The sequence below is a fragment of the Halobacteriovorax sp. CON-3 genome (assembly GCF_043196995.1).
Lineage (GTDB): Bacteria > Bdellovibrionota > Bacteriovoracia > Bacteriovoracales > Bacteriovoracaceae > Halobacteriovorax_A.
On record NZ_JBEBNA010000004.1, the window covers coordinates 38,292 to 59,159 of the forward strand.

The window sequence follows — 20,868 nt, forward strand, 5'->3', positions numbered from 1 at the left end:
ACGAAATCCATTCGTCAGCACAATGCTAACGTATTAGCGAAGCAAAACGAGCTAAGCAAGGTTCTTTCAAATAGAAATTTTTATCAAGATAATTCCAAATCTGTAGCAAGTAGTGTTCTTAGTGGACGAGTCAACAAGAGCTCAATGGAAGGATTTAAAAGGGAAAAGCGACTAGAAAAGGAAAAAGATCTTGAGAGGTTGTCAAATGAAGACCTCATCGCAATGATGCCAACGAACGAGGAATATGACCTATACTTGAAACTAAAGCATGATGTATCTAAAAGGGGAATGGATTCATATAAGGAATTTAAGTTTTCAAGCCCTGACGTAATGAGGCAAGTTAATAAATTAGAGAACGATGGTCTAATTAAATTGTCTAATCACAGGTATTCAATCATCGAGCAAAAGGTTCCAAAGGGTCTAGTTACAAGGAAAGATTTTGAGAAATCTCTATCCAAAGAAGAGATACAATACCTAAGAGCATCTAGAGAAACTACGGGTATAAAATATATTACAGAAAAAGAGGAATCGTTTTTATTGAAGCTAAAGGATCAATCGAAATCGATGTCTTCGAAATCTGACATAATCAACTTTGCAACTAAAAATGACGTTACTATCTCGGAGGTAATGTACCTTGAAAAAAACGGTTTCATAAAGACTTTCTTTGAGTACGAAAAAGAAGTTGGAAATGTAAATGAAATAGTAAATAAAGGAAATACTTTATTTACTAAAGACATATCTAATATTGATAAAAAAAGCTTGGTTCAGAATATTAAACTAAGTAATGATAAAGCTGAAATCAGAGAGAGCATTGTTGTTTCTGTAGGTTGTCAGAAACGTGACTCCATAGACTTTTTTTACAGCGAAGACCCTAGAGTTACGAGCCTAAGAAAAGACTATAGTAGAAAATATTATATTGACTCTAGCAATGCCCCACTAATTCTCTCGGACATTAAAAAGGAGGGGCTGAAAAGAGATGAAAAGTTAATATTCGTTGAAGAGAAAATCCCGCTAAGAATAAAAGAGGAAATATTAGAATTATCAGGTAGAAAAGAAGAACTTGGAGATCCTTTTTTAAAAGCGAAGGCCCTTGAGTTGTATATTAACGATCCATCTTTCTTATCGAACAGTGATGACCTGAATGTTCTGAAGGGTGAATACATACAGTTTCTTGATCAAGAAGAAAGGGATCGCGTTGATTTTTTATCTAATGTAAATGATTTGCAGATCGGTTCAGAGGCTCAGAGAAGCGGCATTGTTTTTAGGCACAATAAAACTAAGGAAGATGTTTTTTCTTCATATGATGCTTATGTAAAAGAACAGGGTATAGAGAGATCAACAACTGATGTTTTCTGGGATTTTGCAGAGAAACTAGGAGTGAGAGAACTGTTTACGGATCGTGATCTAGACAAAAGAGGACTATTAAGCCAGAAGTATGTCGGCCCATACACTCAAAAAGAGTTTAATAGAGTTCTTGAAAGCGTTAATGAAGATGTGAGAAAAAATTTAAATGATAAAGCAGTTTATGGCTATAGGCTCTGTCAAGACACTTTCAAGAAAAATAATAGTGATTTTAAGAATTATGATTCAAAACTAATTAACGAGCTTTCTTCAAAGTTCTTTGGCCGTTACGATAGTTTTTCTGAACTACAAAAAGAAATAACTAAACACAACTTTAAAAGAGAAGACCAAGACGCATTAAAAAAAGAACTTTATGGGAGTATTAAAAGATTCGTAGAAATTGACCACTCCCCACAAGTGATTGCTAGAAAGAATTTTGATCCAATTGACGGGAGACTATGCTTCAATGTTCACAACAATGACATCAGAAGCGTAATGAACTTGAGTGAAGACTTAAAAATCGACAGGGGTATCTCGACAGAAGAGGCTAGATCATTCATACTATATAGAGTTAAGGGGGTTGATGGCCTTACGTATAAAGAAAAACTTATGGCACTAAAGGTTGCCAATACAAAATCAGCTATCGACAAAATTAACTCCTCGCTCTTAACAATCGACGAGTTAAACTATGTAGAACACTTGAGGTTTAGAAAAGATAAAGGCTCATCAGTAGAGGATCTAAAGAAGTATGCTTTAAAAGATTGGGATATTAGTGCTGAAAGGTTTAATCACCTTATTGAAAAGGGGGTTATTGAAACAAGCCCCATTACTAAAAATAGTCTTTCAGAAAGCCTTGAGAAAGGTTTTAGGTTTAAGAATGAAGGGGAGGAGATTTTCGCTCAAAGATACATTGAAGGTGAGTACAACAATGTAAAAGAAGGTAGTAGTTTTTACTCACACCTTGTAAATGTTGCAAAGAAAGAATATAGTGTGGATGAGAAAAGGCTTGGTGAACTTATTGAAAGTGGAGCCATACCTATTAATAATAAATACGTCCAATCTATTCAGTACAAGCCTGAAAATGTAGAGTTTTCAAAAATGAGAAGTGGTCTCCATGGCCCAATCTCTCAGTTTCCAAACCTGACATTACATAAGAAAGCTGATTTTAAGCCAGTTATCAACAGTCGAAAAGCTCATAAGATCATTGAAATGCTAAATCAGGGCAATCTTGAAACAATCAACAAATATTGCCTTAGTGAGTCCTACTTATACAGAAACAAGATATATCCAGGATCTCCTCGCATGGTTGAGCTCTTAAAGAATTATAAAAACCTCAAGTATGGCCCTCAGGGGATAATTGGTGCAGGAATCCCTCAGGTAATCCTAGGTCGAGGAATTGTAAAATCTGACGTGCTGATGGAAGTTAATCGATTCAAACAAATGACTAGAGCGCAAATTGTAAAAATGGGAATCTCAAATGAGGAGCTAGACACTATTTCATCTTTAAGCTTCATTAAAGAACTAGGGTTTGAAGGAAAGTTTCTAAAAAAGCACATACTTCCTACAATTAAAGGACAGCTAGAGTATTACTCAATAGAACACGATGGTTTAGCTTCCGGCAGAGGTGTCTTGGAGGAGTTAACAGATAAAAAACTTATTGCTAAGTCTCAGCAAAAAAGAAAAGACCTTCTCCCTCATGACCTGAAAGTTGTAGACGCAGTTAACGATGCAAAGGAAAGACTCAAGGAAAAAGAAGTCAAAATTCTTGAAACTATCTGTGAGTATCAACAGTTTGGTTCAAGTAAAACTAATGTCTTGAATAATCAGCGTACTACAGAGCACTTCATGGATGTAATCCTAGAAGTCGAAGACAGGCAGCTAAATGTACTGTCTGGGGGTAACGGGGAAGGTGTAATAGCAGTAGAATACGGAAATTACACTAAAAAAAGAATGCAAGAGAAACTTCAAAATTCAAAATTTGATCACGCATATATCTACAGTAATAAAACTCATCAGACCAAATATATTAAATGGTTTGGTCACATGGAAAATGTAACATTTTTAACTATTTAAGGAGAAATAAATGGAAAATAATTCAGAAGTTGAAAAGGGCACTCTACTAAAGAATAACAAAATAGAACAAGAGGCGAAGGAACAAGTACTTACCAAAAAGAAGAATAAGTTCCTCAAGGCCTCACTCAATCTAAACAGAGAAAAGGGAAAGGATGGGGAAATTATCGACATCATTGAAGACATCACGTCCTCGCTGCAACCCCTTAAGATTAAAAATACAGACATTTTAAAAGCGATGGTGAGATACCTTAAAGAAGATGAAAAATTCAGAGAGTTTCTAAAGATGTCATCTATTACATATTCTGATATGACTACCTACAGATTCTTTGGGTATAACATCAAACGCTTAGAAAATGGAGAATCTAAAATTGATAAGGATTATTTCCTAGCTGAAATCCTCCCAAACCTTGGAAAAAAAGAGCTAAATGAGCTTATGGAGCTCGGCTTTAAGGGCTTTCAAGAGAAAAAACTCATACAATAACACTTACCATAAAAAACCGTCTAATTGGCCCTGATCTACTCAGGGCCTACTTGTTTATACAATAGACAATTCTACCTCCACTGTTCACTTTTTACACACAACAATCTTTTAAGTCACTGCTTTCACTTGTCTTGTGTATGGCACAGTATTTGCTCCTAGTAAGGCACAAACAAAAAAATGGGTTTTATATGGAAGCAGTTAATTTAGAAAGAAAAATGAAAACACAAGTCCTAGAAAGAACTATTCAAGACTTTCAAATAGCAGTTAACACAAGATATGAGCCAGGAGAGGCTGTAAAATCATACATTGATGTTACGAAAGCATCTAAATCTTCTTTTTACAGGCTAAAAAATGGAAAAGCTACCATAAAGGGAGGGCTTCCTAGTGATGAAGCTGGGTATATAGCTCTTTATAAATTCATCTATAAGCGAGACGATTTAAAAGTAGAAGATCTACCCGATGTTGTAAAACACTTAGTCCTTGGTGGCTATAGAGAGTTCTGCGACAATGGTGATGTAAATAGCTACAAAGCACTTCCTTCTGAACAAGAGAAGCTTCAGAAGCTACTTTCTCATTCTGACCTACACAGAAATATCTATATCATGACAATTACAAACAAGCACAATAATCCAACTTTAACTAGAATTAAAAACATGTATGGCAATGCAGGTCTGAAGGTTCTAAGAGAACTTCAGTCTTTGTCAGTTTTAAAAGTGAATCGCTATGGCACAATCCTTCCTGGTCGCGTAAGAGCTGACTACAATAAAGAAGCTGTTTCAGGTTTTATCAATAGTATGATTAGCGATATCGGATCGCGAAAAGAATGCGAAAGGTCTAAGATCCATGACAATGAGATTGATCTTGCTTGGCTTATGAAATACAGAGTTAAGCCACTTAGCGATAAAGGTGTTAGACAAGCCATGCTAATATTAAACGAAGCACTTACAGCAATTAGTGAGCTTGAAGAAGGCCCAAATATGTTCGAGGCAGGGTTTGTTTGCAAATCAAATAGACTGTATTAGTAATCTGTATCAACAAGTGCCACCCTGAAACTCGAAAGAGCTAGAGGACATACGCTTTTTTCGTACAAGTCCTTTTCTTTCTTCGGCATTGTATCGAGCATTTTTTTACTAGGTTTCTTTAGAGATATTAGTAAGTCGATATCGTTAATGACACGAGAAGGTAGACCATAAGATGTAGAACAAAATCCAATTTTTATATTTGATACCTCGAAGTAGGTGTTGAACTTAAAGCTAACATTCTCTACAGGTATCTCTCTCTCCATACAAAAACAACCAACAAGTAATATATCGATAAGCCCATTTATGGTGTTAGATTCAGTTAACCTAGTCTTGATAAGACCCATCTCTTCAACTAGGGCTTGCTTAATTTTAAAAGTCCTAACACTCCCCCTAGTTCCTCTATAGATATCAAAGTATTCGTGATTTTCGTAAATAAATCTTTCTAGCCTTCTTCTTTTTGTTAAATCTTTCTCGATAGTTAAGACAAAAGCACCTTTGCAATAGCGAAGGGCATTGTTAAAAAAAAGGATAAAATCTTTCTGATATTTTGATTTCTTCATTATTGTCCTTGATTCAAGATGTTACCATGTCCGAGAGAGGGATCGCTTTGCCATCTTAGAAAATAGTAAGAACATTCATAGTTATGATTCTCATAATCAAAACGATCCCCATATTTTTGCCTAATGTGTGACAAATGATGCTCAAGGTCTGGCCTAAAGTACTCCCAGTTGAAAACCTGAAGGCTTAAAGGTATTGTCCTTCTTGTCCTTACTTCCATATAAACTCGACTAAGCAAGTTAGAACATAATTTGGCCACAAAAAACGAAAAAGCCGACACCAAGGAAAGAAGAAGGACGACTAATATGAAACCATGCCCGTCAACATCTTTCCCAATATTGCGCTTTTCTTCTCGATCTATAAAGAATGCTCCCCACGCTAAAGGAACTATGGCGATAAGGATTATTCGAAAAATATTAAGTAGAAAGAAATAGTAATTACCCAAAAAAAGAGCTTTAAACTCTCGCGCTTTGCGATACTTTATGATTTCAAAAACCGATTGCGATGAAAAGTATTCATCATCTACAACATTAACATTATAACCGTTTTCGCCAATTAGGATGTCTCTGGATGCTACTACAATAACATCATCGGCTCCATGGCCTTTTCTTACGACAAGATCAGCCCCCAAAAAATTATCAGAAATGCGTACATCTGAAACATTCAAATGTGTGATATAGTTAATTTTAGAAATTTTATTATTTAAAAGTTCTTTTCTTTTCTTTAATAACTGTTCCTCAGAAGGGGACAGGCTAGAAAATTTAAACTCACCTAAAAATCTATTGTCTGTTCTCTCAATCCCAAATTTAGTGGATATGTAAGAAAGCAAAACTACAATAAAAGCGATGCCCAAAAGGCAATAAGCAAGAATTGACCATTCATCCCCATGTCCTAACAAAGCACTATGTAACGCAAAATAAATCGCAGAAAATGAAACAATAAAAGGCGAGTTGTCATATATAAACAGGAACTTATCATCTTTCAAAATTACCTCCTATTATTCGCTAGTATGCCATTCAACTTTTCATAAACAGAAATGTAACGAACTGGACTAATGTTTTTCAAGCCAGAGATAGCCTCCTTGTTTTTTTCTTGCATAAAAAGAAGGGCCACACGATTCAACTCTAAGGCTTCACGATAGTTATTATCGGCAAAAAGCAGTTCTTTTCTTATAAGTATATATGCCTTTTCCCAAGTGCTAGAAGAGCTGCTTAGAACCTTTATTTCTTCTAACTTTGGAAATTGCGGATCTGTAATAAACGGAACCTCTATCATGTACAGTCTTCCGAACAACCTAGAAGCTATTTCATTTACAACTTCTTTGCGAAAATTATTTCGTAGCGATTCAGAATAAGAAGAATAATAATCTAGAGTCATTCCTTCGACATCATTACTATAAGTGTAGCTGTCAGAATACAATACATCACCAGAGGGTATCTCTGTTATCTTAATTGAAATATAAGAGTTTCTATAAAGACAATAATTGCGGCCACAAGATGAACTTGCCATATCGACAACAACCTTGCCCACTAGTTCATAATCAGCTCTCCCTGATCTACGAAATGCAACCCCTCTAATTTTGTCTTGCACAGTATCTCTAAGCGTTTCCTTGCTCTCCACTCTTACATTGTTCTTGATTAAAATGGAAGAAAGTGCCTCCGAAGGAAAGAATCTTGGATCATTAGTGTTGATGGCAACACTAATGGATCTACCTGAGACATCTGAAAAAGTATTCTTTTCTTTAAAAGGATATTGAACATTTGACACAACACTGCTGCATGAAAATAAAAGCGATAATGTAAGAAATAACAATAGTATTTTCATTTTTAATCCTCCTCGGATAGGACGTACACTCCAAACACATAGTCTTTATTTATGTCCTCACTAGGAACATCTCCTAGCTGCTTATCTAATTCGATCTTCTCAGTTCCGGTTAATTTTTTCTCTATTCCTGGATACGAAAGCTTTTCAGTATGAACAGAGTCTAAATTCAAGTTCTCATAATTAGTTATAAGTTTATATCGACCATAGCCAAGAGTCCTTTTTGACTCTAAAGTATTGCTTAAAACTTTACCTGAAGAAACGTAATTCATGATATCGTTATACATTTCTGTGCATAAAGATTTAGTATGTTTAGACGAGAGGGCAGGTGGAACGATAGCAGAGTAGCCCAGCTCGGAGAAATGTTTAATGCGATCTGAAATCGTAGCTATGACCTCCACGTGCTCAGGTATCAGTACATCATCGAAAGGATCTGCAATTACATTTCCAACTGTCTGAAAGAAAGCAGTCTTACCATAGTGCAAAGATCCTGTCTTAGGTGGGCCATTTAGCCTAATAAAAGCCGACGAAATAATCCCTGACAAAACCCTTGTTTTAGTTATGTTGTCATCTCTCTTCGCGATAATTCCATTTTTAGCATTGAAACTATCTGTAATCTGAAGAACTCTAATCCTCGCCCTTAATATCTCGCTTACATACTCAGGGTGCTTCTTAAAATAGTCCCTCACTGCATATCTAGAAGATGGGCCACTATAAAATATTGACGTAGGGAAGAACCCATCAGTGAAAACAGAGATATCAGCGAGGACTCTTGTGATTTCAAAAGTCGAAAGTCTCTCTGTTTCATTTGTCATAAAGGCTCCTACTAAAATTGATAAAAAGAACAGGTTAAAGTAGAGAAAAAGACTAAACAAAGCCATTTCTCACATCACATATAATCTCACGTATAAACTCACATTACAAGCTAATTCTCACATATAATCTCACGTATATTCTCACATATCATCCTCCCTCTATTTAGCGGAGCTAATTTTGGGGGGAGGATGTACGTTTGAAGCTTGCTGAGAACGCAATAATTTTGAGAACTTAGGAGGGGAAAATGTCAAATGCTAAAATATAGTGATATTAGGGACTTGGGCTATGAGAATGATGATTCATTGAAAAAATGAAATTAGCTAATAATTGAGAAAATAGGAAGAAGAGAGTTAAGAAGGATATTTCAATAGAAGTTTTTTTTGGAAAAAGGTCGAGGCCCTTTTATTTTAGTGGCCCCGACTATTATCAATTATGAAAACGGATTGTAATAATCTAGTTCACTATTTAGAAATTCGTCAGAAAATGAACCACTTAAAAGGGTGTCAATTTTTGCAAAAATATCTCGACCTCTCCCACTTAAAAGAAGATCACTATTTGAGCCCTTGATCTCTTGCTCGTAGAGATTACCAAGTAATTGAACTTTTTCTTGTTTTGTCATTTTGAAATTAATCATTTTTTTCTCACTTTGTTAGTGCCATTACGGCTTTTGTTAATGTCATAATTAATTATAAACGCTAAGAAAAATAAAAGTAAGGCCGAAAAAAATGCCGGCCATGAGAAAGAATAAAATAAAAGAAGAAATAGAGAAACTGATTTGAGAAATAAAAAAAACTGCTAGGGGCAAAATGTGTGAGGTGTGCAGTCCCAAACGCCCCCAATGCAGAAGCCTTCTTAATTCAAAGATAGGCTTTTTAGAGCTAGGGGTTAAGCGACTTTTTTATATGAATCAATTGCAGATTTTTTAGAATTTGCAAGATTATATAGAGTTTCGTAACTAGTATTCGCTAGGACGCTGACAAGATTGTAAAAAGAATTTGAAAAGATGATCTTATCAACGGTTTCAATATGTGACCTAAATTCGGCCCAAGACGTTCTTAGGTGAATCGCTAAAAGAGAATCGGAGTCAATAATCTTTTTCATGTGAACAAGTATTACAAAGTCATTCTTAGACTCAAGTTGAAAGATATTTTTTTCAAAACTTGAAGAATGAAATTTGTGAGACAAGGCCCTAAAGAATCTAATTTTATTCTCAATTCCTTTTAAATAATTTTGATCTTTCTTTGTTAAATATGACATTTCTTTCTCGCTTTGCTGTGCCAATTGGCTTTTGAATATAAATATATTATCGGCGAAAACCTCTGAAAAGTAAAGGCCAGAGAAAAATTAAATTGATATTTTTCACAAGCCGAAGGCCATAAGCGGAAGGCAAAAAAGCAGAATAGAGTAGAGGACTATTGAGCGAGACAAGCGGACTTTTCTAAAAAGTCCAAACTCAATACCTCGATATAGTTTAAAAAAATTACACCACTAAAGCTTGCCAAATATTTAAAAATGCCGCTTTTTCTTCTCTGCTATCAGATAAAAAAACCATGAGTACATACTAAATGAGCAAGAGACGCAAAAAAGGGCGCAGCAAGAACCGCACCCAATTAATTAAAAATTAAACAAGCTTGTGACTAAATACGATAGAATCATCACGACTAAAACCGATAGAGAGAGATTCACTAAAGCCGTGATATATTCCACCCTCGTATGGCGCTTTATATTCAACAACTTTTAACTGAAAAGTCATTTCTTTAACCTCCCTGAAACTTTTACTAGTGATCTCGCTAATTTTTTCTTTTAGTGATTCATAAAGCTCTACCTTATCCATTTTTCTATTTTCTTCTGTATCGAGAAGGAAACCAATAGTTTCTCTAAAATACTCTGACTTTCTGCATCTTTTCTTAATTGCATAACCTACTAGTTGTATCCTTAAGGTTGGCATATTCTCCACCGATTTGACGATCTCGCCCTCTGTGTAAACTTTTCCATTTTCGTAATCGGTAAGCTTTCTGGCCTTTGCTTTTTTTTCTTCTAAGATTTTATTAACGATGTTATCTGATCTTTTCTTCGCTTCTGTTAAACCATCTGCCAGTAGTGACAACTTCTTTTTTTCACACTCTGGAAAATCGTATCTTTCAAACAGTTTTTTGATATCAACTGGATTAGAATAGCGTGAGATTGTAACGGTTTTTATATCGTTATCAGCTAACACCATGTACTTAAAAGGTGAAAAAGTTGTCTTTTTTGGTGAGCACCACGCTTTTCTTGATTCGTCGTAAGTTGCATAGCAATATCTTGTGCCTCTATTTGTCGTCTCAAGCCAATGTTTTCTTTTTGTGTACTTTCTTCTTGAATTTCTAGGCGACAGATTAGAGTTATCAATCGTTAACTCTAGCGCAGAATTAAAGTCGGTGTAGTTGTTAAATAGAATTTGACTCTTCATAAGTTTTCCCTTTTGTTGTTTGCGAAGTGTTCGCGATTAATAATGTAATAACATTATCGGCCAATACTCTAAAAAAGTAAAGGCCTAGATGTAGTTTTTTTTTATTTTTTTCGATTTTTCTTTAAGTGAAAGTACCTTATTAAAAGATAAGAAGCAGGCCCTTGTTGTGAATTGATATCGTTAAAAAATGATGCTTGCGTATTTATAATAGTGAGCGAAAGCGAATGTTGTAAATACGAAAAGCGAACATTTTTTATAAGAGTTCTACTCAGTGGAGAATTAAGCGAAACGGTTTGCCACCGACTCCATGTTTGCACGATCTCTGCAACTCTTTGCGCCTGCGGATTGATTTTCGCAACCGAAGGGTTAAGAAAATCAAAGTGTAGAGCGCAAAGGATTCAATAAAGGGGCGACGGATAGAAACCGCCACCCAAGCCCCCTAAGAAGGTAAGCAACTAAGAAGAGGAAGAGACTTCATACTAACATTTCTTAAGCTCTTATAACTTTCATTGAAAACATTATAATTTGATTTACCTTCAAAGTTTTTAACAAGTTCTTTTTCTTCCTCATTCATTGATTCATAAGACTTATTAGAATAATCGTGAGGAAGCCAACCTTTTTCTTTGCAAGCGTCAATATTGAATCTTCTTAAAAGTTCTTTGTCTTTAAATCTTAAGTGCATAGTGCCTTTTTTGAATACTGAAACTTCAAAAAATTCTGTGTCTATTTTTCTAGTTTGTCCGTTTTTGATCGCTTCAACGACTATATCGTCCATTGATCTCTCTGAAACCCTACCGTAATAACCTAAAACGACTTCTAAATCGTCAAGAAACTCTTTTCTTTCCCAACTGGACTCCGAAGCACCTAACCAAAAATTAAGGGGGAGAACTATTCTCTCGTTAATTTTAAATGCGTTATTCGTTTTCCAAGCGTTAACAAATTGGATATTGTCTTTGCTCGATTGGTAAGGTTCGCTATCTTTACGATAAAAAGCATACTTAGTGCTTTCATCGAATATATAAAGCAGACCCTCTTTGCAAGCATTAGGGTAGAGCATTGTTAAGTTGATCACGAATTGTAAAATGTTGCTTTCAGAAAATGCCATCATTTTCCATTTTTCAATTTCGGACATGAATCTATCTTCTGAATGGTTAGTAATCTTTTTTCTTACCTCTGGAAGCTCTAGAACTCTTTTCCAGAACCTTTCTTTTAAGAGATTAGTTGCCTGATTCACGAGTAACTTGACCTCTTGTGTAAGGGTTTGGGGATTCTCTCCATAACCAGTCTCGGCCCCTATAACTGAAATATTTAAAATATTGTTAAAGATGGAGTGGTTTTGAAAAGCTTCGACAATGAAACTTTGTATTTTTTCACGTGAACCATTGTAGGATTTCACTAAACCTTCAATAGTGTTTTGTTCTAACGCGAAACTTTCTTCGAGATTAATAACATTTTCTTGATCTTCTTTAACTCCATCAAAAAAAGAATCTTCAAAGGTTTGTCGCTTGTCTATATAAATTAAAGCAACTTCTACGCGAGTTTTTCTTTCTGCATTTAAAAACTCTTCATTTAAAAACTCAATACTTGCGTTTAGCTCTTCTAGTCTTTGTACGAGTCTTCTTTTTTCGTTTGTGTGTGGGTTTTTGATTGTTTGAGCATTTAAAAGGCAAACTATCTGCCCTGAAAACATAATATCAATGGCCTTATGTAAATGATGTTCCCCATCTGAAAAAGGAAAATTTGCAATAATAAGATCGAACTGTTCACCAGAATTATAATTTAAAAAATCTGAATCAATTACATTGAAGTTTTTCCCTCTTAGGGTTGCCTGTAGTAACGGATCTTTTTCAATAGCAAATGTTTTTTGATTGTGATGGTGCATTGAGGTTTCCTTAAGGAACTCAATTATAGCACCAGTGCCGGCAGATGGCTCTAGGATTCTTTTACAGTCTCTAAAGTCTTTAACTTTTGACTTCATTTTTAAAAAAGTCCCGAAAGGTGTAGGGTAGAAGTCTTTGTTTTCTCTAAATTCTCTTTGCATAAATTGCTCCTGATTTTGTTTGCGAAGTATTCGCGATTAATAATTTAATAACATTATCGGCCAATACTCTAAAAAAGTAAAGGCCGAACTCGGAACTACTCGCAAGAAGAAGAACATAGAAGACAAAAGGTCGTTGCACAAACTGGAACTTCACAAGAACAACTTACGCAATACTTCCAGTTTTTATAACCTAAGTCGCTAGCGAGGGAAATGGCATCACTCGCTCCGTCTGACTGATACTTCAACTCTATAAGTTCTTCATTATTTAGTACGCTCATTACATCCCCGCTAAGTGAAACCTAATCATTTCGAGAGTGTTCTCAGTAGCCCTAGGGTCTTTTTCTACAAGCTTTAATAGCCCTCGAAGATCATTAGAGTTTGCTCTCCATAAACTTTCCGCTATTGCTCTGTTATTATACGTCTCCTTGTATCTATTAAACAACTCTATAGCCTTGGCGCTGTACTCGATATCGTATTCGTCAAGAATTTTAAGGACGGTTGATCTAGGTATATCTTTGTTGATGACAACGGTCTTCTCTACATCCTCTCCTTGTTCTTTGTGCTGATAAATAAAATTAAAAACAAAAAGACCGGTCGTTTTGCCATTAGTTAAATCAATTTTTAAACTAAAATCTTTATCAATTACTCTTTTCATTTTTTTCCTTTTGTTGTGAGTGATTTCACTCTAATTCTTGTCGTATTATAATCTATTAAATGTATGCAACTGCCGGTGCAGGTACAAACCCCAGATAGGCACACTCATGAATTATTGAAACGATTTCCCATTCCCCGTAAAAATCTTTTGCCTTCCTTTCAAATGCCTCTAGGTCGTAATCAGCATATGGGTTTCCAGAATCATTTTTAGCATCATAGATAAGCTCAGAAACATACCAAGCACACAAGAAATCAAAACAATTTTTTATCTCATCCATTGAATAGGTAACGGTATCCGGAGCCTCTGGGAACGAGCAATTATCTTTATTCTTTTTCTGTAATTTAACAGATGCCTTGCTGAAGGCAGAGACACTATTGAAAGAAATGTTAGAGCTTATTATCACTATATTTTCCTTTTGTTGTTTGCGAAATATTCGCGATTAATAATTTAATAACATTATCGGCCAATACTCTAAAAAAGTAAAGGCCGGAACGAAGATATTTTCAATAAATTTTTTCTGTATCAATAATAAAGTCGCATGCAGGACAAATGGTTTTAAAGTGTTCAACTTGATCTATGAAAGTAGAATCAATACCGATGTGATAACCGCATACACATTCAACAACATCAATTTCACATTTTTCTATATTAACAAATTTTGGAGAGTTCATATTATTCCTCAAAAAACTTATATTCGTGTACTATTGCATGACCTATTTTATTTTCTATTTCTACGTCTTTTAACTTGAATATATAGTAACCCTTAGGTAAATCCCTTGGAGCCTCCTTAAACGTCAAATTCATCTTCTCAACTGCCTTTCCGCTTAAGATTCCTCTAAAGTCGAAAGTGTGACTTGTTACATTTTTTAAGGTTTTTTTATTCTCGGTAAAGAAGATTATAGATTTCAAGACTACTCCTTTTTTTAACAAATGTATCTAAATGGGTCTAGGGTTGCTGCGACTTTTTCAATTTCCTTGTTGATTATTTCTTGAGTACAGTCCTTTAGCTTAGGAGTACTATTGAGATCAATCATACAACCCTCTGTAGAGTCAAACGCCATCATGTTTAAGGTGTCTTTATCAGATTGACTGAGCTTGTCCAACTCAATCGCTCTCAAAATATTAACGTGATGAGAGCAGTTAGCTTTTTCAATTGCTTTCATGAATACGTAAAAGTTTACTCGCTTAATTTTATTTCTCATTTTTAAATTGCTCATAAATGTCCTTTTGTTGTTTGCGATCTCGCTTTCATATAATTTACATATAAGTTATCGGCCAGCACTCATGAAAAGCAAAGGCCGAATTATTATGATTTTTTCCTATTCCTCGCCATCATACAATGCAAGCAAGTAGTTATTTGATACCCCATGCTTTTGCGCTAAATTGCTTACTGCTTCATGAATATCATTATCGCATTTTTCTTGTTCGATCTTTAGTTCTTCCAGTAGTTTCAATTGTCTTAAGTTCATGCAATGTTTCCCTAGTTTTGTATGCGAAATTCGCAATTAATAATGTAATAACATTGTCGGCCAACACTCCTAAAAAGTAAAGGCCGTGAATGTATTATTTTTACAATAAGTCGAATCTAAAGAATAGTGATTCATTCTTGTTGTTTGTGTACCTAAAATAGAAGCATGAGGAATCTAACCAAGACTCTGAATCGCTGAACATTTCACCATCTAATACAAGATTCACATCTAGAATAATAAGGTCGAAGACGCTTGAACCAATTTTGAAATGAGTTTCATTGAATGTATTGAAGCTGAATACTTCACTGCTCTCATGGAGCATTGTAACCGCTCCGCTTCCAGCTTCTATGAAAATTGAAAATAGATATAATTCACTTTCATCACTCCCAATTGTCTGCGTTAAGTTAGCTAGAGACATAATTGAATCTTCTATTCTCTTAATTGTATCTGAGTTTAATAAAGAGGGTTGGCCCATGATTTTCCTTTTGTTGTGAGTGATTTCACTCGTAGTTAATATGATGATATTATCGGCGAATAATCATAAAAAGTAAAGGCCAGAAAAAAATAAAATAAACAAGCCCTAAAGAAAGTGAATATGGAAAACAAAGGAATAGGTTTAAAAAGGGAGCATGTTTACCATGCCCCCTATGTTTTTAAAGACCATTTTCTGATCTGAACTTAGCATAGTTTTCGTTGCTAGAATCTAGGATTTGAAATTGAAATTTATCAATCACTAGGTTTGGGTCGAAGTCCACATGATTCTCTCCCTTTACTCCAACGATAAAAAAATCACCTGCGACAATACAAAGAACTTCTCCTTTTCGAGAAATTTGAACAAACGGAACCGCTTCATCATATAGAGCTTCTTCGTTAGCGTACACATCAAAACAATCAATGCCACTTTCTTGGTGATATAGTTCGCTTTCTGTGAAGGAAGTATTTTTCTCAATGTAACCTTTAACTATTTCCTGTTTTGCTTCTAGAGTGTTTTTAATTTTCTCAATTCTGAATTTTCTGTCTTTGTTGTCCAGTTCTGATCTAAACACTAAAATTTCGCTAGCAATAGTTTCCATAGTTTTCCTTTTGTTGTGAGTGATTTCACTCGTTATTAATATGATATATATTATCGGCCAATACTCCTAAAAAGTAAAGGCCTGGAAGAAATAAAATGGATATCTTTTTATGGGCCGAAGGCCATAAGCGGAAAGCACACAGGGAGAGTAGGGCAATCATCTAATGAGCGAGACAAGCGGACTTTTCTAAAAAGTCCAAACTCAATACCTCGATATAGTTAAAAAAGTTACACCACTAAAGCTTGCCAAACATTTAAAACTGCCGCTATTTCTTCTATGCTATCAGCCAATGAAAATAACAACTATGAATCAAACAAAGCCTGCGCCGCCTCTAAACACTTCTTGAGTTCACTAGAAGTAAGGTCACACATCTTTTTTAAAAAGCGATCTGTACTCTTATCAAAGCACCTCATTTGGTCTACAGCAACCTGACAAGGTTTTATTGTAGAGTTAATCTGTGGTCGAAATGGGTAGTCCTTGAACTGGGTCGTACACGGGGCCACAACAACAGTCCTTAGCCCATTGTTAAATACATTACTAGACAGTACAACACATGGACGAGAACCATTACTGCCTTTCCCTTCAATCTCTGTTCCAACAGTAGGATTAACTGAAACCCACCATACTTCGCCTCTTTTGGGATTTACTTTATTACTCATGCGCTTATTCCTCCATAGACTATTGTTATAACTAAATTATAACTTTTAACAACAAACCCTGTCAATAAACGATCTAAGTTACTGTAATCGCATGCCACTTAGTGTAATAAAATTATAAGAATTAAAGCTTTTTCTTGACTTTCCGATCTGTATCTATATGATTAGAAGTAGGAGGTAATTATGCTTATAACTAAACTAAGAAAAGTTGGTGGTTCTAGGGGAGTCATTCTCAATAAAGAGATTCTAAGGGAACTTGATGCAGACTTATCTGACGAGTTTGAAGTGACGATTGAGAATGATTCAATTGTTTTAAAGCCTCATAATTCAATTCTATCGGAAACTAGGAAATACTTTGAAAAGCATGGAAACGTAGAAGATGAAGAAATGCTCCTTGATGCAGACAGTGAAGTCGGAAGCGAAGAGTGGGTTTTTTAAATAATAAAAAGAGACTGAAAAGTCTCTTTTTTATTTCCTATAATTTTTCATCGAAACAATAAACCTTCTTATATTTATTAAAAAACAATTTACAGTTAAGAGATTCAAAAATGTCATAGTTTTCATTGTTGAAAAAATGACCATACCTGTAAGGGTCGTATGACACTTCAAAGCCAGAGTGTTCATTTTCAACTTTAACAACAGTTCCATTAATCCAAGCATGAACCTCTTTTCTTTTTTTACTAATGACTCTCTGTCTTCCATTTTCATTAACATGGTATTTAGTTGGAATTATGGCGATCTCCTCAAGGTGGGCGACAACTCGACCTTTGTATGAAACACTCCATCGTCCATTGTTTAGATTTCTATAAACCTTAACATTTTTCCCTAAGAGTTCTTTGTAAGTCATTATGGTGATAAAAGATTTGCTCATATTTACCTCTTGTATTGATTGTTATGGATTTTTGTAAGTATCGAAAGGCAGGCCACATGCCTCTATCATATCGCAATCATGCCCCGATTCTATTTCGGAAACCCTCTTCTTTAAAGCGTGTAGAAGTTCTTCATTGGTAACATTCATTTTATCGTTATCGGTTTCTACACTAAAAGCTATGGTGTAAGCGTGGTTGAATCTTTTACTTAAAATACTTTCCCATTCTTCTTGTATATCTTTACTGTTAATACATGACGACTTTATCATAATTGTCCTTTTGTTATTTTGCGATCTCGCTATTTATAATTAATATTATCGGCCAATACCTATACAAAGTAAAGGCCTAACTAGTGGCTAAAAAATCACTTTATACATGATTGATAGAGAAGTATGCTAATATCGCATCTATCTCATTTGAATGTTTGATATAACCATCAGAACTTACTTTAATATGTCCTATTTTTTCCATCGCAGAATGAGAATATAACCACTTCTTATTTTTCATTTTTATTGCTGAAGCCAAAATTCCTGTATTAGTAATGATACCAACTTTTTCATCTGACTCATTACATATTGTTAGCGAGTCATTATTTTTCTTGATATAGCCGTTAAATAGGGAAGGGTTATGATTATAATCTTCTTTAGAGGAAGCAAGCTTTAAATTATCTATGAAATGAATTGTGTTTGTAATCGTCTTTGTTATATATGGGTGGTCATGCCTATTAAACCAGACGTAAGACTCGGAGCTTTCGCACCAATCTACTTGGCTTATAAAATACATCTCAGCCTCATGTGGCCTAAAGCCTGCCTTGATTTCATAACCGTCTATACGACATGAATCAACTATAGACCAAACTTTTTTCGGAAACAACTTGCTTACAACTTCTGCAAAGACTTCATTATCGTTATCGAGCAGGCCTGGTATTTCACCAATATTTTCATTATCTGTGAAAGTTTCAACACCTTCACAAAATGCAGTATTGTCAAAGTGAACCTTAGGAAGAAAAGATTCTTTATAATTGAACAGAGTCAGTGAGTTGTTAATATATTTCTCTAGAAAGAAGTAATACATTACGCTTAACTCTTCTTCGAGTCCTAAGGCACAATTAAAGGCATCAGTTATGTAATCGGGTTTATTTTCTAAATTATAGTAATTAATTAAATAGCCAAACATTAAATCTTCACCTAACTGGTCATGAAAGTGATTCCAGACTAGATCAAACTTAACTTTGAGTTCTTCACTATATTTTTGTGATGATCTCTCCTTAGGTGTAATAGTATTTAATTCCATAACTTTCCTTTTGTTGTGAGTGATTTCACTCGTTGTTAATATGATAATATTATCGGCGCACTCTTCAAAAAAGTAAAGGTCATGCTCTCAATTAATAATAAATACTGCCTATTGATTTTAAATAGGTAATTTTAGAAAAAGAGGCGGTATTACCGCCCCTCTCTTATAATCCTAAAACATACTCTTTTTGAATCCTAACTAGATGCGAATCAGTCATCACTTTATGATAAAGCCACAGATCATCAAACTCCAGAGGAGAGTGAAATTAATTCCTCCCCACCTTGAAGTGTAAACACACATCTCTCTTCACCTTCTTTGCTTTTAAAGGCTTCTGCTATCGGGTCAAGTTCTGAAAAGTCCACAGCTTCGAGCAAAATAATCTTGTCTGAAATCATGCAGCAATCCTTACATTGGCCCTCATGCTAAAGAGGTGATCTCCTACGGCCCTAGCGAGTATGTAGGCATGTGCATATAAAATGGACTGTCCTAATCCCTCGTGAGCAGTTGTCTTAACAGCGTCTTTAATCAGCTCTTCTGGGATACCCTTGATTCGTGCATGTTCAACAGGCGAAAATAGTCTAACAAACTCTAGGTCTTTTAACTTATAATGAGGATTTGAAACTTGTCTTTTAGCGTAGAACCTTGGGATAACACCAACAAAAGTGGAATCGTCACTAACAAAATTGCACTTGAAGCTTCGTCCACTTTCTTTGTTCTTTTTCTCTCTTTCTCTGAATGTCTGAGTACTAAAAAAGTCGTGACCAGTGCATTCGAGAAGATCACCGATCTTGTTATACTTTCTTTCTGGGATGTACTTTTCAATAGAGTCTAAACTAAACCCTTTGGCAATATTTTTGCTCATAGCTACAAACCAGTATCTTTTTCTAGTCTCTAATGCGTCTGAGTGACTTTCATCTAAAATGATTTCAAAAATTTCATACCCTGTTCTTTTAAGTTCTTCTTTAAAAAGTATATATGTAGCGGAGTCTTTTGCCTGAACAACATTTTCCGAAATAATAACACTTGGATTGGTTTTACCAATAACTCTGATCGCCCCAATTATTGCTGTAGCGTCCGATTTATGTTGTTCTGCGTACTTGTTACCGTTTTTCGCCTTGCCAAGGTTAGAGTGACCAGTGCAAGGTAGAGAGATTTTCATAATGTCTAAATTTGGAAGAATATCTGGATTACATTCTTCGATATTACCGTAAACTGTTAAGAGGCAATCTTTCATTGTAGGATTGTTTTTCTCTGCTAGGTGAAGATACTTTGGCTCTCTCTCCATAATTAAAGAAATATCTGTATCAATACCACTTTCTTTTAAACCTTTATTTACTGCGTGTGCTGAGACACCAATTCCGTAGCACAATGAGCCTTCTTTAAGCCTTGGCGAATTTAAAGCTCTTTCTTCTCTTTCACGTTGTTTCATGGCTTCATAATGTCTTTCAACTCTGATCTTTCCTACTTGAATAGTAGCAGTGATAAGTTCATCTTTCCCGAAAATTTCATTTACCCATTGACCACACATATCAATTAGGCCATCACCATTCTTCCCAGAAACCTTTTTGTCTCCAAGTTCATCGAGCGTTAAAACAATAGTGTTATCATCGATGATTTCACGAGAATACTTTTCACCTTTACTCCAATTAAGCCGGTCTAATTTTGCTCCATGTAGCCAAACTCTTCCACCTTTCTTAGTTTCCATTACACGTGTATTGATTATTTCTTGCATACGTTTTCCTTTTTTTGGGAGTGATTTCACTCAGATAAATATTATAAATATATTAGTTTTTGAGACTCTAAATGCCTCGTATGAAACTTACTGCCACGTAGTAGGTGCAAATTGCTCTAAAATTTCATTTAAGTAGGATTTAGGAGTAGAGTCATAAAACTTTTCGATAACTTCTTTTCGATTATACATTACTTGCTCTAGTGTTCCGATCTTAATGAAGTAGCCATCTACGATAACACCGATGTTTGGATTGTTAAGCCTGAGGCCTTGTGAGAATACAACATCAGTTTCCAAGAACAACTGATAAAAAGTTCCTTCTTTACTTTCAAGGAATGATTCGAGTCCAACTAGCTTCTTTTCAACCACATTAGTAACAACTTTCTCAGATCTACAAATGTGAATAATTTTAGCCTGTTTTCTTTTGATTGCTTTCATAAGTTTCCCTTTTGTTGTTTGCGAAATTCGCAATTGATAATGTAATAACATTGTCGGCCAATACTCTAAAAAAGTAAAGGCCTA

General features: G+C 35.0%; 27 protein-coding genes. 4 read left to right on the forward strand and 23 right to left on the reverse strand.

Features of this window, described 5'->3' with window-relative positions; all coding sequences use genetic code 11:
- The first annotated feature begins 144 nt into the window (after positions 1–144).
- The 3 genes from ABMA72_RS16310 (at position 145) to ABMA72_RS16320 (ending at position 4,917) form a co-directional block, all read left to right on the forward strand.
- Positions 145–3,414 (forward strand): hypothetical protein, encoded by a 3,270-nt coding sequence (locus ABMA72_RS16310; protein ID WP_393057991.1) that lies wholly within the window; start codon positions 145–147, stop codon positions 3,412–3,414.
- Positions 3,415–3,424: 10 nt separating this feature from the next.
- Positions 3,425–3,895 (forward strand): hypothetical protein, encoded by a 471-nt coding sequence (locus ABMA72_RS16315; protein ID WP_393057993.1) that lies wholly within the window; start codon positions 3,425–3,427, stop codon positions 3,893–3,895.
- 188 nt (positions 3,896–4,083) lie between these two features.
- A complete protein-coding gene (locus tag ABMA72_RS16320; RefSeq protein ID WP_393057995.1) occupies positions 4,084–4,917 on the forward strand; it encodes a hypothetical protein in 834 nt (277 codons plus the stop codon).
- Here ABMA72_RS16320 and ABMA72_RS16325 read toward each other — a convergent pair.
- From ABMA72_RS16325 to ABMA72_RS16405, 17 genes are all read right to left on the reverse strand, one after another.
- Positions 4,914–5,477, reverse strand: coding sequence for a hypothetical protein (locus tag ABMA72_RS16325; protein WP_393057997.1), 564 nt, complete (start codon positions 5,475–5,477; stop codon positions 4,914–4,916). The two genes, ABMA72_RS16320 and ABMA72_RS16325, sit on opposite strands and share 4 nt — an antisense overlap.
- Positions 5,477–6,460 carry a hypothetical protein gene (locus ABMA72_RS16330; RefSeq protein ID WP_393057999.1) on the reverse strand — a complete coding sequence of 328 codons (984 nt, stop codon included), beginning with the start codon at positions 6,458–6,460 and terminating at the stop codon, positions 5,477–5,479. Before ABMA72_RS16330 ends, ABMA72_RS16325 begins: the two co-directional genes overlap by 1 nt.
- A 2-nt stretch (positions 6,461–6,462) precedes the next feature.
- The gene (locus tag ABMA72_RS16335; protein WP_393058000.1) at positions 6,463–7,299 is read right to left on the reverse strand and encodes a hypothetical protein; all 837 of its coding nucleotides are present in this window, start codon (positions 7,297–7,299) and stop codon (positions 6,463–6,465) included.
- Positions 7,300–7,301: 2 nt separating this feature from the next.
- Complete coding sequence (locus ABMA72_RS16340) at positions 7,302–8,111, reverse strand: hypothetical protein (RefSeq protein WP_393058002.1); 810 nt, start codon at positions 8,109–8,111, stop codon at positions 7,302–7,304.
- Between the two features lie 431 nt (positions 8,112–8,542).
- Positions 8,543–8,746 (reverse strand): hypothetical protein, encoded by a 204-nt coding sequence (locus ABMA72_RS16345; RefSeq protein WP_393058004.1) that lies wholly within the window; start codon positions 8,744–8,746, stop codon positions 8,543–8,545.
- Between the two features lie 251 nt (positions 8,747–8,997).
- Positions 8,998–9,369 (reverse strand): hypothetical protein, encoded by a 372-nt coding sequence (locus ABMA72_RS16350; protein WP_393058006.1) that lies wholly within the window; start codon positions 9,367–9,369, stop codon positions 8,998–9,000.
- A gap of 364 nt (positions 9,370–9,733) precedes the next feature.
- The gene (locus tag ABMA72_RS16355) at positions 9,734–10,561 is read right to left on the reverse strand and encodes a hypothetical protein (RefSeq protein ID WP_393058008.1); all 828 of its coding nucleotides are present in this window, start codon (positions 10,559–10,561) and stop codon (positions 9,734–9,736) included.
- 439 nt (positions 10,562–11,000) lie between these two features.
- Positions 11,001–12,443 carry a DUF4942 domain-containing protein gene (locus ABMA72_RS16360; protein WP_393058009.1) on the reverse strand — a complete coding sequence of 481 codons (1,443 nt, stop codon included), beginning with the start codon at positions 12,441–12,443 and terminating at the stop codon, positions 11,001–11,003.
- A 254-nt stretch (positions 12,444–12,697) separates the two neighbouring features.
- Entirely contained in the window at positions 12,698–12,880 is a 183-nt protein-coding gene (locus ABMA72_RS16365; RefSeq protein ID WP_393058011.1) for a hypothetical protein, read from the reverse strand.
- Positions 12,880–13,257 carry a hypothetical protein gene (locus ABMA72_RS16370; protein ID WP_393058013.1) on the reverse strand — a complete coding sequence of 126 codons (378 nt, stop codon included), beginning with the start codon at positions 13,255–13,257 and terminating at the stop codon, positions 12,880–12,882. Before ABMA72_RS16370 ends, ABMA72_RS16365 begins: the two co-directional genes overlap by 1 nt.
- A 55-nt stretch (positions 13,258–13,312) precedes the next feature.
- Positions 13,313–13,660, reverse strand: coding sequence for a hypothetical protein (locus ABMA72_RS16375; RefSeq protein WP_393058014.1), 348 nt, complete (start codon positions 13,658–13,660; stop codon positions 13,313–13,315).
- A gap of 269 nt (positions 13,661–13,929) precedes the next feature.
- The gene (locus tag ABMA72_RS16380; RefSeq protein WP_393058016.1) at positions 13,930–14,166 is read right to left on the reverse strand and encodes a hypothetical protein; all 237 of its coding nucleotides are present in this window, start codon (positions 14,164–14,166) and stop codon (positions 13,930–13,932) included.
- Positions 14,167–14,180: 14 nt separating this feature from the next.
- Positions 14,181–14,474 (reverse strand): hypothetical protein, encoded by a 294-nt coding sequence (locus ABMA72_RS16385; protein ID WP_393058018.1) that lies wholly within the window; start codon positions 14,472–14,474, stop codon positions 14,181–14,183.
- A 102-nt stretch (positions 14,475–14,576) separates the two neighbouring features.
- Positions 14,577–14,726 carry a hypothetical protein gene (locus ABMA72_RS16390; RefSeq protein ID WP_393058020.1) on the reverse strand — a complete coding sequence of 50 codons (150 nt, stop codon included), beginning with the start codon at positions 14,724–14,726 and terminating at the stop codon, positions 14,577–14,579.
- A 100-nt stretch (positions 14,727–14,826) separates the two neighbouring features.
- Positions 14,827–15,201 (reverse strand): hypothetical protein, encoded by a 375-nt coding sequence (locus tag ABMA72_RS16395; protein WP_393058022.1) that lies wholly within the window; start codon positions 15,199–15,201, stop codon positions 14,827–14,829.
- A 178-nt stretch (positions 15,202–15,379) separates the two neighbouring features.
- Positions 15,380–15,799 (reverse strand): DUF3846 domain-containing protein, encoded by a 420-nt coding sequence (locus ABMA72_RS16400; RefSeq protein WP_393058024.1) that lies wholly within the window; start codon positions 15,797–15,799, stop codon positions 15,380–15,382.
- 302 nt (positions 15,800–16,101) lie between these two features.
- On the reverse strand, positions 16,102–16,458 hold the full coding sequence (locus tag ABMA72_RS16405) for a type II toxin-antitoxin system PemK/MazF family toxin (protein WP_393058026.1): 357 nt from the start codon (positions 16,456–16,458) through the stop codon (positions 16,102–16,104).
- Positions 16,459–16,638: 180 nt separating this feature from the next.
- On the opposite strand from ABMA72_RS16405, the gene ABMA72_RS16410 reads away from it, so the two are divergent.
- Positions 16,639–16,893: a hypothetical protein gene (locus ABMA72_RS16410; RefSeq protein ID WP_393058028.1), complete on the forward strand. Its 255-nt coding sequence runs from the start codon at positions 16,639–16,641 to the stop codon at positions 16,891–16,893.
- 37 nt (positions 16,894–16,930) lie between these two features.
- On the opposite strand, the gene ABMA72_RS16415 is transcribed toward ABMA72_RS16410, so the two are convergent.
- The 6 genes from ABMA72_RS16415 to ABMA72_RS16440 form a co-directional block, all read right to left on the reverse strand.
- Complete coding sequence (locus ABMA72_RS16415; RefSeq protein WP_393058030.1) at positions 16,931–17,326, reverse strand: hypothetical protein; 396 nt, start codon at positions 17,324–17,326, stop codon at positions 16,931–16,933.
- Between the two features lie 21 nt (positions 17,327–17,347).
- Positions 17,348–17,593, reverse strand: a complete 246-nt coding sequence (locus ABMA72_RS16420) for a hypothetical protein (protein WP_393058031.1) — start codon at positions 17,591–17,593, stop codon at positions 17,348–17,350.
- A 100-nt stretch (positions 17,594–17,693) separates the two neighbouring features.
- The gene (locus tag ABMA72_RS16425; protein WP_393058033.1) at positions 17,694–18,617 is read right to left on the reverse strand and encodes a hypothetical protein; all 924 of its coding nucleotides are present in this window, start codon (positions 18,615–18,617) and stop codon (positions 17,694–17,696) included.
- A gap of 242 nt (positions 18,618–18,859) precedes the next feature.
- A complete protein-coding gene (locus tag ABMA72_RS16430) occupies positions 18,860–19,012 on the reverse strand; it encodes a hypothetical protein (protein WP_393058035.1) in 153 nt (50 codons plus the stop codon).
- On the reverse strand, positions 19,009–20,349 hold the full coding sequence (locus ABMA72_RS16435) for a DNA cytosine methyltransferase (RefSeq protein WP_393058037.1): 1,341 nt from the start codon (positions 20,347–20,349) through the stop codon (positions 19,009–19,011). The genes ABMA72_RS16430 and ABMA72_RS16435 overlap by 4 nt, the downstream gene beginning before the upstream one ends.
- A gap of 87 nt (positions 20,350–20,436) precedes the next feature.
- Positions 20,437–20,784 (reverse strand): hypothetical protein, encoded by a 348-nt coding sequence (locus ABMA72_RS16440; RefSeq protein WP_393058039.1) that lies wholly within the window; start codon positions 20,782–20,784, stop codon positions 20,437–20,439.
- Between the last annotated feature and the right edge of the window lie 84 nt (positions 20,785–20,868).